This is a genomic window from Massilia cavernae (genome assembly GCF_003590855.1).
GTDB lineage: Bacteria > Pseudomonadota > Gammaproteobacteria > Burkholderiales > Burkholderiaceae_D > Telluria_A > Telluria_A cavernae.
In genome coordinates, this window is the sequence record NZ_QYUP01000014.1 from 16,636 (window position 1) to 29,181 (window position 12,546).

The window sequence follows — 12,546 nt, forward strand, 5'->3', positions numbered from 1 at the left end:
CGGCTGCGGGCGCTACGCGCCCGGCTCCTTTCACTCCCCGTCCTGAAGGACGAGGCCTCTCGGAGCAGTTCTGATGGCTTCGACTCCTCGCCGTTTGCGAATTGGACTGGCCGCAAACCGATCCCACCAGGACAACTGCAACTCCGCGCTGGTGCGCTTATTGGCGGAGGCTAATGGGGCGATTCAGCGGCTTAAGCCGCATTTCGTTGTCGTCGGGCGGACACTCGATGCAATGGAGCGGCATGGACTGCTGCCCGATTATCCATCCGTTGAACGCTTTCCCTATGGCCGCGAGGGCGGTCTGATGATGCTAGTCTCGCGTATCGTCGAGACCGATCCGACGCGGAACCTGGACGCGGTTATCTATCTGATGGATCCTGTCGATCCATCGTCAAATTTCCCCGAGGCGCTGGCCCTGAAGCGCCAGTGCGTCATCCACGGCAAGCCCTTCCTGTCGACATTAGCTGGCGCGCGCGAATTTCTCGAGCTTGAAGCGATCGAAGCCGGCGCGCCGCCCGATCCGACCCTCGATACTGCATTTGACCTGGGCAGTGACAGCGTCGCGCTGATTGCGCACGATGCGATGAAGCCGCGCATGCTTGCACTGGCGGAAAAGCATTTCGATCTGCTGGACCGGTTTGCGTTTCGCTACGCCACTGGCACAACGGGCGGCTTGCTCAATCAACTTGCCGAAAGAGTGAAGGGCAGTAGTGCAGGCAGCAAATGGGTGACGCCTTTCCTCAGTGGACCTCTGGGCGGCGACGCGCAAATCGCCGAATTGATCCTGAGCCGGCAGTGCCGCCGCGTGTTATTCCTCGAGGACCCGCATGTCGCGCGCCAGCATGAAGCGGATATCCAGCTACTGGAGCGGGCGGCACGAACCGTGACCGATTACGCGTCGTGCAGCAGCGACGCGAATGGCGCGGACCGCTGGTTACAATTGCTGGGCCAGCGAGCGGGCTGACCACGTGACCGCTTCTGATCAAGCAAGGACAGGTCGCTCACGCGCTTGCGCGCGCCGTGGGGTTATACGCTCCGCGTGAGGGGGGAGGGCGAACCGGGTTAGGAACTTGTTGCGCCGGCTGGCGTCCGGCCGTTCGCGAACTGGACCTTCCCATTTCCCGTCAGTTGCCGCTACAATCGACGCGGCCCAACTGACAAGGAATCGATCGAAATGCCCACCCTGGTTCGCGCTGGCGTTCTCACCAACTTCCTGGAAGTCGCCCAGCACCTTGGCCTGAATCCCCAGGCCGAACTGGCCAGGGTTGGCCTGAGCAAGAAGATGCTTCAGGATCCCGATCAATCGATCCCTGCAGGCGCCGCCGTGCAGTTGCTCGAGAACGCGGCGGCCGACAGCGGCTGCGCCACCTTCGGGCTGCGCATGGCCGAATCGCGCCAGTTCTCCGACCTGGGCGCGGTGGCGCTGCTGCTGACCCACCAGTCCACGCTGCGCGACGCCTTGCAGGTCACGGTGCAATACCGCCACCTGCTCAACCGCGCATTGGCCATCTACATCGAGGAGGTCGGCGACCTGGTGATCATCCGCGAAGAGGTCGTGACCGATACCCCGCTGCCGTGCCGCCAGGCGACTGAACTTGCCATCGGCGTGATGGCGCGCTTGTGCGCCAGCGTGCTGGGCCCGGCCTGGCGCCCGCTAAGCGTCAACTTCACCCACGGCGCGCCGGAGGACAGCCGCGTCCACCGCCGCGTGTTCGGCTGCCAGGTCAATTTCGGGGCCGAGTTCAACGGCATCGCCTGTCCGGCAGCCGCCTTTGACGCCCCCAATCCGAATGCCGATCCGGCCATGGCGCGCTATGCAAGGCGCTTCATCGATTCGTTGCAGGCCCCGGGCGAGGCGTCGGTGGTGTTCGAGGTGCGCAAGGCGATCTACCTGCTGCTGCCGATGGGGCGCGCCACGATCGAGCAGATCGCCCAGGCGCTTGGTATCAATGTGCGCACGCTGCAGCGCCGGCTGGAGGACAGCGACGCCAATTTCAGCGACCTGGTCAATGAAGTGCGGCGCGACCTGGTGCAGCGCTACATGAACAATCCGATCCACTCGCTGGGCCGGATCGGCGAGTTGCTGGGCTACTCGCTGCCCAGCAGTTTCACGCGCTGGTTCACCGCGCAGTTCGGCACCACCCCGGCCGTATGGCGCGCCGCGCACGGCAAGCCCTACCTGCCGCCGGTATAAGCGGCATCTGGTGCCGCGGCGCGGGCGCGATTTACATTCCCCAGCGCAGCAGCACCAACACCAGCGCCACCAGGAACACGGTTTCGCCCACCATCAGCGCGATCGGCTTGAAGCCCACCGACGCCAATTCCTTCAACTGGGTCTTCATGCCCAGCGCGCTGATCGCGATCACCAGCGCCCAACGCGACAGGTCGTTGCCCAGATGCTGCACTGCCGGCGGCACCCAACCGGTGCTGTTGATGCAGGCCAGTACCAGGAATCCGACCGCAAAGCCCGGCAACAGCGGTGGCCGCTTGCCGCCCGTGCTCTGGGCGCGCGTCACCATGGTGGCGCATACGATCACGGGCAGCAGCATGGCCACCCGCATCAGCTTGACCACGGTGGCGGCGTCGCCGGTCTCGCGCGACATGCTGTAGCCGGCGCCGACCACCTGGGCAACGTCGTGGATGGTAGCGCCCAGGAACACGCCGGCCTGCAGGGGCGACAAGTCGAACCAGCGCGCGATCATCGGATAGGCAATCATGGCGATGGTCGACAGCGCCGACACGCCGATCACCGTAAACAGCGTGGCCTTCTCCTTTTGCGGATGGGTCGGCAATGCGGCCGACAGCGCCAGCGCGGCGGAGGCGCCGCAGATCGCGGTGGCGCCCCCGGTCAGCAAGCCGAACAGGCGGTTAAAACCCAGCCAGCGCGCCACGACGATCGACAGCACGATGGTGACCGTGACGACGACCACCACCAGCGCCGCCGGCTTCCAGCCCAGCGCGGCAATCTGCGGCAGCGTCAGGCGCAGGCCAAGCAGCGCCACGCCGAGCCGCAATACGGTGCGCGCCGTGTACTCGATGCCCGGCTTGCATTGGCCCTCAACGGACAGGAAGTTGAGCGCCATGCCCAGCAGCAGTGCAAACAGCATCACCGGCGCGCCGTAGTGTTCGGACAAAAAGCTGGCCGCGGCCGCCACCATGGCGCTGACGGCGAAGCCTGGCGCCAGCTCGCGCAGGCGGTTGTGGGAGCGGGAAAGGGCGGCGGTATTCATGTGGGCAAATCCTGGTTGGGCAGGCTCAGGTACACCTTGCCCGCTTCAATGTGGATGGGGAAAGTGGCGACCCGGACCGACGGCATGCTGAGCATGCAGCCGGTATTGAGGTCGAAGCGCAGGCCGTGCGCCGGGCATTGCACGGTCGCACCGCTGAGCTTGCCCGCTGCCAGGGATGCGCCCTGGTGCGGGCAGCGGTCATCGAGCGCGTAGTAGCGGCCTGCGGCTTGGAACAGGGCGATGCACTGGCCGTTCAAATGCAGCCACGCGTGGCTGCCTTCCGCCGGCAGCCGGGCTGGCTCGATTTCGATGCGGGAAGTCATACTGAAGCGGGGGCAGTTGCAAGCGCGTGGCGCATGGCGCCCAGCAGCACATCGTGCGGCCGGGCGCCGCTCAGCGTCAGCCTTGCGTCGAAGGTAAACAACGGCACGCCGCTGTTGCCGTCGCCGGCGCCGTAGGCCACGAACGGCACGCGCGCGCCGCGCAACTCGCGCCGCAGCGCGGCGCGCTCGAAACCGCAGGCCACGCCGTGCGCCAGCAGCACTTCGCTGTTGCCGAGGTCCTCGCCTTGCTCGAAATAGGCGCGAAACAGGCGCTCCAGCAAGGCGTCGCGCTGGGCCACCGTGCCGTGCCGGCTGGCATGGGCCAGCAGCCGGTGCGCGTCGGCCGTGTTGGGCATGATGGCGATGGCGCTGTAATCGACGCGGCCGCCGGCAGCTTCGGCCGCGCGCAGCACCTGCTCCTGGCGCTGGCGCATGGCGGCCTCGCTGCCGAGCCGGCGCTTGTAGAACTCGACAAAGGGCAAGCCGGCCGCCGGCACGTCGGGCAGCAGCTGCACGCCGCGCCAGTGCACCTGTACGGCCATACCGGGCTGCTCGGCGCGCAGCGCGGCCAGGGCCCGGTTCAGCTGGCGCTGGCCGATCAGGCACCACGGGCAGATGAAGTCGAACTTGACCTCGACCTGCAGCTGCCGCGTCATGCCGCCACCTGCATGATCTTGCCGACGGCGCGCTGCACGTCGCGCAGGTAATGGCGGCGCGCATACCAGAACACCAGCGCCGCCGCCAGGCTGACCAGCGGCACCAGCTGGAACGCGGCATCGAGGCCATAGCGGTCGGCCAGCACGCCGGTGACGAACGGCCCCGGCGCCAGTCCGAGCAGGTTATTGGCCAGGGTCAGCGTGGCGAAGGCGGTGCCGTGCACCGAGCGGTGGGTCAGGTTGGCCACCATGGCCCCGGCCGGACCGGTGGTGCCGGCCGCAAGGAACATGCCGGCGCCGATCAGCGCCAGCTGCAGGGCGCCCGGCGCCAGCGTAAAGGCAAAGGAAAGCAGCAGGCAGCTGCCAAGGCAGTAGGCGATCGCCAGCGAAATCTTGCGCGCCGGCGCGTGCAGGCACAGCCGGTCGCTCAGCATGCCGCACAGGACCATGCCGGCGCCGCTGGCCAGCACCACCAGCGCCGCGCCGGCGCCGGCTTTGCCGGCGCCCATCGCGTAGTAGCGGTTCATGAAGCTCGGCATCCAGACGATGAAGGCGCCGCCGACGAACAGCTGCAGGCCGCTGCCGACGTAGGCCGCGCGCACCGAGATGCTGTTGAACAGGCTGGCCAGCGGCACGCGCGGGGGCGCCGGCCGGCCGGCGCGGCCTGGCGCAATGCGCGCCTCGCGCACCAGCAGCGGGTACAGCAGCGCCAGCACCAGTCCGAACAGGGCCATGGCGGCGAACGACCAGCGCCAGCCCAGCTTGGCTGCAATGGCGCCGCCCAACGCCATCCCCAGCACCGAGCCGAACATGCCGCCGGCCATGAAGGCGCCGCTCAGCGAGGCCCGCAAATGCTTGGGAAACACCGACAGCACCACCGCAATGCCGACGCTGCCATAGGCGGCCTCGCCGACGCCGACCAGGAAGCGCGCCAGGAACATCTCGCCATAGTTCTGGGCCAGGCCGCAGCCCAGCGTGGCAAGGCTCCACAGCACGGCCATCAGCGCCAGGCTGCGCACCCGGCCCCAACGGTCGGCCAGCAGCGACAAGGGGAAGGTCAAGAGGCCCACCATCAGCGCCACGATACCGCTCAGCATGCCGAGCCGGGCGTCGCTCAGTGCCCACTCGCTTTTCAGCAGCGAAAAGACGGCGTTGAGCACCTGGCGCGACATGTAGTCCGAGATCAACAGCCCGAAGGTCAGCGCGAACACCAGCCATGCGTACGGCCGCGGGACTGCCGGATCGTCGCAGCCGTCGTCAAGCGTGGCGTTGTGTGCCATGGCTCAGGTCCGGAACGGGACGTTCTTCTGGCCCGGCTGGCGGTTCGGCGCCATGCCGTTCATGCGCAGGGTCTCCTCGGCGTCCTTGTACTGCACGCCGATCTTGTAGATCTCCCGCGCTTCCCGGCCGCTGGCGACCTCGCGGCCCAGCTCGCGCGCAACGCGTACGCACTGCGCGATCTGCTGAACCGACGTCATGCGCTGGCCGTGCTGGCCGATGAGGGTGTCTTCGATGCCGCAGCGCGGATGGAAGCCCATGGCCATCGCCATCATGTTAAACGGCAGCACGTTCTTGAGCAGGGATTCGGCCGTGATGCAGGCGCCGTCCGGCGCGCGGCGGATAAAGTCCATGAAATTGAACGGGTTGGGGCCGTCGAAGCCGCCGCCGATGCCAATCCAGGTCAGGTTCAGCGGGCCGCGGTAGACGCCGCGCCGCACCAAGCGGTCCAGCGTTTCCAGCGCATGCATGCCGGTCAGCTGGAAGTGCGGCTGGATGCCGGACGCGTGCAGGCGGCGCAGATGCTCCTCGACCCAGGCCGGGCCGGCCGGAACGGTCATCTCGCTGTAGGCCGCGTGCATCATCGGCGATGCGAGCGAGGTGCCTTCCAGGTATTCCGGATACAGCAGCTCCATGATGTTCATCTGGGTGGTGTTGATCGCCACCGTGACCTGGTCCGGTTTCGGGTCCAGGTCGGCCAGCATGTGGCGGGTGTCGTCGCTGAGCCACTTGGCGGCCTGGCCGTCGTCTTCAGGCGCGAACGAAATCGAGCCGCCGACCTGGATGATCATGTCCGGCACGCGCGCCCGTACGCCGGCGATCAGTTCGTTGAACTTCGACAGGCGCTTGCTGCCCTTGCCGTCCAGTTCGCGCACGTGCAGGTGCAGCACCGTGGCGCCGGCTTCGTAGCAGTCGACCGCCTTCTGGATCTGTTCTTGCATGGTGACCGGCACATCTTCCGGAAAGTCTTCCGGCGCCCATTCAGGGCCGTACGGGGCCACGGTGATGACTACCTTGTCCTGGTTCTCGGGGTGCAGGGAATCGTCGAGAAATTGCATGTTGTCTCCTTGTGCGAATTGGCTGTTGTTTGGGTGCTGTTTATTTAATAGGGGAGGTCGCCGACGATGCCGGCCCGTTCCATCTTGCGGTGGCAGGGCGGGTAGTCCATCACGGCATAGTGCTGGGTGGCGCGGTTGTCCCAGATCGCCACGCTGCCCGGCTGCCAGCGCCAGCGCACCTGGAACTCGGGAATGTAGGCCTGGCTGATCAGATAGCTCAGCAGCTGGCCGGCGCCCGGGTTTGCGTCTTGGCCGAAGCGCACCCGCTCCGGCGTGTGGTAATTGGTGATATGGGTGGTGAAGGCGTTGACGAACAGGATTTTTTCACCCGTCTCCGGATGGGTGCGCACCACCGGATGCTCGGCGTCGGGGTATTGCGCCTTGAGCGCCAGCCGGCGCTCGATCGGCATCGCGGCGCCAAAGCTGGCCTCGATGCTGTGGCGCGCGCGCAGGCCTTCGATCTTGAGCTTGATATCGTCGGGCAGACGCTCGTAGGCCAGCGCCATGTTGGCCCACATGGTGTCGCCGCCCACCGGGGGGCACTCGACGCAGCGCAGCACCGCGCCGAACTGCGGCACGGCGCGCCAGGTGGCGTCGGCATGCCAGGCGTTCTCGTAGCGGTCGTTGGGCTGGTCCGGATTCTTGTAGATCCGTACCAGGCCGGGATGATCGGGGTCGCTGCCGGCCACCGGATGGTCTTCCAGCTCGCCGAAGCGGCGTGCGAACGCCACGTGTTCGGCGCGGCTGAAGTCCTGCGCGCGCAAAAACAGCACGCGGTGGCGCAGCAGCAGGGCGCGGATTTCGGCGAACAGGCCGTCGTCATGGATGGCGTCGGTCAGGTTCACGCCGGTCAGTTCGGCGCCGATGGCGCAAGTGAGTTGTTCTACCTGCATCGCAGCCTCCTCAGATTACGAAAATGGACGAACCGGTGGTCTTGCGTGTTTCCAGGTCACGGTGCGCATGGACCGCGTCCTCGAGCGCGTAGTGCTGGTTGATCTCGATCTTGATGCGGCCACTGCCGATGTGGTCGAACAGCTCGCCGGCCAGCGCCGCCTTTTCGGCCGGGTCGGCGATGTAGTCGGCCAGCGCCGGTCGGGTCACGAACAGCGAACCCTTCATCGCCAGCAGCACCGGATCGAACGGCGGGACCGGGCCGGAGGCGGTGCCGACGCATACCAGCAGCCCGCGCTTCCTGAGCGAATCGAGCGATGCCATGAAGGTGTTCTTGCCGACGCTGTCGTACACAACGTCGACGCCGGCACCGTCGGTCAGTGCACGCACCCGCTCGGCGACATTTTCGGTGCTGTAATTGATCACATGGCTGCAGCCGTGGGCCAGCGCCAGCTCGGCCTTGGCCGGAGTCGACACGGTGCCGATCACCTTCAGGCCCAGCAGCCTGGCCCACTGCGACACGATCAGGCCGACGCCGCCGGCCGCCGCATGCAGCAGGATGGTGTCGCCTTCGCGGAAAGCGTGGATCCGGCGCATCAGGTAGGCCGCGGTCAGGCCGCGCATGGTGGCGGCGGCGGCGGCCTCGTACGAGATCGTCTCGGGCAGCTTGATCAGCGGCGCGGCGGCGATCACGCGCTCGGTCGAATAAGCGCCTAGTGTGTTGATGAATCCGGTATAGGTGACGCGGTCGCCCAGCGCCAGATGGTCGACACCGGCGCCCAGCGCCACCACGACGCCCGCCGCTTCGACGCCGATTCCGCTCGGCAATGGCACCGCATACGTGCCGTTGCGGAAATAGGTGTCGGCATAGTTGATGCCGACCGCCACATGGCGCACCCTTACTTCGCCCGGTCCCGGTTCGCCCACCTCGACCTCCTTCAGGTAGAGTACCTCGGGTCCTCCGGTGGTATTGAAACGTACTGCCTTTGCCATGTCTGTTCTCCTCGTTAGTGCTGGCTACGGGCGCTGCCCGCTATTGCAACGAGTATAGTGCCGCGTATGGTGGCCTCATCGTGCATCGCGTGACAGCGCATTCTCATTTCGCGACAGCCGCGGCCGCTTCCACCAGGCGCGCCACCAGTTCAGCCGCCTGCGGCCATGGCCCGTAGCCCGCGGCCGGGTTCAGGTGTCCGACCGGCCCCAGTTCCACCAGTTCTGCGCCCCAGTCGGACGCCATCGCGCGCGCCGCGTCGAGGCTGGCGAGGTGGTCGTTGCTGCTCGCCGCCACCAGCGCCGGGAACGGCAGCGGGGCGCGCGGCAGCGGGGCCCAGCCGTTGGCGCGCAGCGTGTCGGGCTGCGGATACGGCTCCGGCCAATCGACCTCGAGGTCGGGCGGCGTGACCAGCAGCGCGCCTGCGATCGAACGCTGGTGCCTGGCCGCCCAGTGCGCCACTGTCAGCACGCCGGCGCTGTGCGCCACCAGGATCACCGGACCGTCGATGGCGGCCAGCGCCCGGTCGAGTGCGGCGACGCGCGCGCTGCAGCTAAGGCCGTCGGTTTCCAGCGGCGGCACGGTGCGCGCGCCGGGCGTGGCCTCGGCCAGCAGGGTTTGCCAGTGGTCGGGCACGTGACCGCGCAGGCCCGGCACGATCAGCAGCGTCGGCGCCTGCGCCAGCAGGTAATGGCGGAACTGCTCCCGCAGCTGCAGCTTCTGGATCTTGCCGGTGGCAGTGTGCGGCAGCTGGTCGACGAACACCACCTCGTCCGGGCACCACCAGCGCGCCACCCGGCCCGACAGCCAGGCCAGCAGCTCGGCGCCGCTGACCTGCTGGCCCGGCTTGCGCACCGCGATGAGCAGCGGACGCTCCTGCCAGGTCGGATGGGCAATACCGATCACCGCAGCTTCGGCCAGCGCCGGGTGCCCCATGGCCGCGTTTTCGAGGTCGATCGACGAGATCCATTCGCCGCCGGACTTGATGACATCCTTGGCGCGGTCGGTGATCATCATGTAGCCGTCGGGGTCGATGGTGGCGATGTCGCCGGTGTCGAAATAGCCGTTGGCGTCGAGCGCCGCCCCCGGCTCCTGGCCGAAATAGCTGCTTGCGATCCAGTGCCCGCGTACCAGCAGGCGGCCCGCGCTCTTGCCGTCGTGCGGCAGCGCGTGGCCGTCATCGCCGACGATTTTCAGCCTGACGCCGAACACCGGGCGGCCCTGCTTTTGCTGCAGGCGGCGGTAGGACGCGGTATCGAGGCTGGCGTGCTTGGGCAGCGGCCGGCACACGGTACCCAGCGGCGACATTTCGGTCATGCCCCAGGCGTGCAGCACCTGGGCCCCGAACAGCGACTCGAAGGTTTCGATCATCGACAGCGGGGCGGCCGAGCCGCCGATCACCACGCGCTCGAGCGCCAACTGCTGCGGCGCCAGTCCCTGTTGCTCCACATGGCGGAACAGCAGCTGCCAGACGGTCGGCACGCCAAGCGCCAAGGTCACGCCTTCGTCGCGCAGCAGCTGGTACACGCTTTCACCGTCCAGCGCGGGGCCGGGGAATACCAGCCGCGCGCCGCACAAGGCGCCGGCATACGGCATGCCCCAGGCGTTCACATGGAACATCGGCACCACCACCAGCGCAGTGTCGGCGCTCGACAGCCCCAGGCCGTCGACAGCACACACGGCCATCGCGTGCAGCAGGGTCGAGCGGTGCGAGTACAGCACGCCCTTCGGATTGCCGGTCGTGCCCGAGGTGTAGCACAGCGCGGCGGCGCTGTGTTCGTCCAGTTCCGGCCACACGAAGTCAGTGCTCCCGGCCGCGATCAGCTCTTCGTAGCAGCCCACGCCTGGCATGTCCGGCAGGTGCGCGCGGTCGGTCATCGCGTACATGCCGCGCACGGTTTTCATTTGCGGCGCCAGCTGCGCGACCAGGCCGGCAAAGCCGATGTCGAAGAACAGCAGGTCGTCCTCGGCGTGGTTGGCGATGTAGGCGATCTGCTCGGGGAACAGGCGCGGGTTGATGGTGTGCAGTACCGCGCCGATGCCGGCGACGGCGTAGTACAGCTCCATGTGGCGGTAGCCGTTCCAGGCCAGCGTGGCGACCCGCATGCCCGGCCGCACGCCCAGCCGTACCAGGGCGTTGGCCAGCTGGCGCGAGCGTTGCCCGACCATGCCGTAGGTGGTGCGGTGGATCCCGCCTTCCGATGTGCGCGAGACGATTTCGCGCTCAGGGTGATGATGGCAGGCGTGTTCGATCAGGGACGACACCTGCAACGATTGATACTGCATTAAACCCAGCATGGAAAACTCCTTAGTCATTGTTGGTTTTGGCGGCGTCGGGCGCGGCGCCCGCCTTGCGCAGCGCCAGCCGCACGCTGGCGGCATACCAGCGCCCGCCCAAGTGAGCCCGGACGCCGATCTGGTTGAGGGAGGCGGCGATCAGGTCGAACGAGGCGCCGCGGGCACGCAGCGCCTGCATGCGCGCGGCCAGTTCCGGCGCCAGCGGCAGCGGACGGCGCCTCATGGCGCCTTCCTCAGCAGGTAGTGCGACAGCGCCGGCACCAGCACCAGCGCGCCCACCATGTTCAGAGTGAACATGAAGGTCAGCAGGATGCCCATGTCGGCCTGGAACTTGATCGGCGACCAGGCCCAGCACACCACGCCGGCCGCCAGCGTCACGCCCACCAGCGCCACCACCTTGCCGGTGAATTGCAGGGCATGGCGGTAGGCCTCGGCCAGCGGCTGCCCCATGCGCTGCTGCGCCAGCTGCACCGACACCAGGTACAGCGCGTAATCGACGCCGATGCCCACGCCCAGCGCGATCACCGGCAGGGTCGCCACCTTCACGCCCATGCCGAGCGTGACCATCAGCGCCTCGCACAGGATCGAGGTGAGCACCAGCGGCAGCACCGCGACCAGCACCGCGCGCCAGCTGCGGAAGGTGACGAAGCACAGCACGATGACGGCGGCGTACACGTACAACAGCATGCGGTGGTTGGCTTCGCGCACCACGATGTTGGTGGCGGCCTCGATACCGGCGCTGCCGGCCGCCAGCAGGAACTGGCGTTCAGGCGTGCTGTGTTCGCGCGCGAACTGGTCGGCGGCCTGCACCACGCGCTCCAGCGTGGCGGCCTTGTGGTCGGACAGGTAGGCGATCACCGGCATCAGGGAGCAGCCGCGGTCGAACAGGTCGGGATTGTTGACCGAAGCCTGCTGCACGCCGTAATTGAGCACGTCCTGGTTGCGCGACAGGGTCAGCCACTTGGGGCTGCCCTCGGAAGTGCCGGCCGTGGCCTGGCGCACCGCGTCGGCCAGGCCGACAGTCGTCTGGGTGCCCGGCACCTGCTGCAGCGCCCAGGCCAGGCGGTCGGCTTCGACCAGCGTCTCGTAGCGCAGGCATCCTTCCGGCGGCGTCTTGACCATCACCGCGAACTGGTCGGACGAGAGCGAGTAATTGGCCGTGATGTAGGCGTTGTCGCGGTTGTAGCGAGAATCGGCGCGCAGTTCGGGCGCGCCCGCATCGAGGTCGCCGATCTGCAGGCGGGTCGACACCGCATAGCCGCCGGCGGCCAGCAGCAGCGCCAGCGCCACGGTGGCGCCGGCCCAGCGCGGCGTCGCGAAGCGCTCCAGCCCCAGCCACAGGCGGCCGAGGCCGCGCGGCGGCGCCGCCGTCGCCTCGTCGCGCACGCAGCGCGCCGCCGCCGCCGGCGACACGCCGACATACGACAGCAGCACCGGCAGCAGCAGCAGGTTGGTGAAGATCAGCACCGCCACGCCGATGCTGGCGGTCATGGCCAGGTCGCGGATCACCGGGATATCGATGGTCATCAGCACCGCGAAGCCGACCGCGTCGGCCAGCAGCGCCGTCAGGCCTGCCAGGAACAGGCGGCGGAAGGTGTAGCGCGCCGCCACCAGCCGGTGCGTGCCGCGCCCCACGTCCTGCATGATGCCGTTCATCTTCTGGGCGCCGTGCGAGACGCCGATCGCAAACACCAGGAACGGCACCAGGATCGAGAACGGGTCGAGCGAGAAGCCGAGCGCCGCCACCAGTCCCAGCTGCCACAGCACCGCCACCAGCGAGCACGCCACCACCAGCACGGTGGAGCGCACGCAGCGGGTGTA

The 12,546-nt window shown here is 67.7% G+C and carries 12 protein-coding genes and 1 pseudogene; 3 read left to right on the forward strand and 10 right to left on the reverse strand.

The features are described from left to right. Positions 1-73: 73 nt before the first annotated feature. The 3 genes and pseudogenes from D3872_RS01640 to D3872_RS27355 all read left to right on the forward strand — a co-directional run bounded on the left by D3872_RS01640 (position 74) and on the right by D3872_RS27355 (position 2,194). Positions 74-964, forward strand: coding sequence for a methylglyoxal synthase (locus tag D3872_RS01640; protein WP_119809167.1), 891 nt, complete (start codon positions 74-76; stop codon positions 962-964). Between the two features lie 318 nt (positions 965-1,282). Further along, a pseudogene (locus D3872_RS27350) lies at positions 1,283-1,723 on the forward strand (AraC family transcriptional regulator); the annotation flags it as partial. 180 nt (positions 1,724-1,903) lie between these two features. After that, positions 1,904-2,194: a helix-turn-helix transcriptional regulator gene (locus tag D3872_RS27355; protein WP_370660936.1), complete on the forward strand. Its 291-nt coding sequence runs from the start codon at positions 1,904-1,906 to the stop codon at positions 2,192-2,194. Positions 2,195-2,225: 31 nt separating this feature from the next. Here D3872_RS27355 and D3872_RS01650 read toward each other — a convergent pair whose 3' ends face one another. From D3872_RS01650 to D3872_RS01695, 10 genes are all read right to left on the reverse strand, one after another. Beyond that, positions 2,226-3,230, reverse strand: coding sequence for a YeiH family protein (locus D3872_RS01650; protein ID WP_119809170.1), 1,005 nt, complete (start codon positions 3,228-3,230; stop codon positions 2,226-2,228). Beyond that, positions 3,227-3,553, reverse strand: a complete 327-nt coding sequence (locus tag D3872_RS01655; RefSeq protein WP_119809171.1) for a Rieske (2Fe-2S) protein — start codon at positions 3,551-3,553, stop codon at positions 3,227-3,229. The genes D3872_RS01650 and D3872_RS01655 overlap by 4 nt, the downstream gene beginning before the upstream one ends. Beyond that, a complete protein-coding gene (locus D3872_RS01660) occupies positions 3,550-4,209 on the reverse strand; it encodes a DsbA family oxidoreductase (RefSeq protein WP_119809173.1) in 660 nt (219 codons plus the stop codon). Before D3872_RS01660 ends, D3872_RS01655 begins: the two co-directional genes overlap by 4 nt. Beyond that, on the reverse strand, positions 4,206-5,489 hold the full coding sequence (locus tag D3872_RS01665; RefSeq protein WP_119809175.1) for an MFS transporter: 1,284 nt from the start codon (positions 5,487-5,489) through the stop codon (positions 4,206-4,208). Before D3872_RS01665 ends, D3872_RS01660 begins: the two co-directional genes overlap by 4 nt. Before the next feature lie 3 nt (positions 5,490-5,492). Beyond that, entirely contained in the window at positions 5,493-6,545 is a 1,053-nt protein-coding gene (locus D3872_RS01670; RefSeq protein WP_119809176.1) for a beta-keto acid cleavage family enzyme, read from the reverse strand. 44 nt (positions 6,546-6,589) lie between these two features. Further along, positions 6,590-7,438 carry a TauD/TfdA dioxygenase family protein gene (locus D3872_RS01675; protein ID WP_119809178.1) on the reverse strand — a complete coding sequence of 283 codons (849 nt, stop codon included), beginning with the start codon at positions 7,436-7,438 and terminating at the stop codon, positions 6,590-6,592. Between the two features lie 10 nt (positions 7,439-7,448). Next, positions 7,449-8,429, reverse strand: a complete 981-nt coding sequence (locus tag D3872_RS01680) for a quinone oxidoreductase family protein (protein ID WP_119809179.1) — start codon at positions 8,427-8,429, stop codon at positions 7,449-7,451. Positions 8,430-8,532: 103 nt separating this feature from the next. Beyond that, positions 8,533-10,725 (reverse strand): long-chain-fatty-acid--CoA ligase, encoded by a 2,193-nt coding sequence (locus D3872_RS01685; RefSeq protein WP_119809181.1) that lies wholly within the window; start codon positions 10,723-10,725, stop codon positions 8,533-8,535. A gap of 10 nt (positions 10,726-10,735) precedes the next feature. Continuing rightward, the gene (locus D3872_RS01690) at positions 10,736-10,948 is read right to left on the reverse strand and encodes a hypothetical protein (protein ID WP_119809182.1); all 213 of its coding nucleotides are present in this window, start codon (positions 10,946-10,948) and stop codon (positions 10,736-10,738) included. Beyond that, on the reverse strand, positions 10,945-12,546 hold a 1,602-nt coding region (locus tag D3872_RS01695; RefSeq protein WP_119809187.1), incomplete at its 5' end, for an efflux RND transporter permease subunit. The genes D3872_RS01695 and D3872_RS01690, both read right to left, overlap by 4 nt.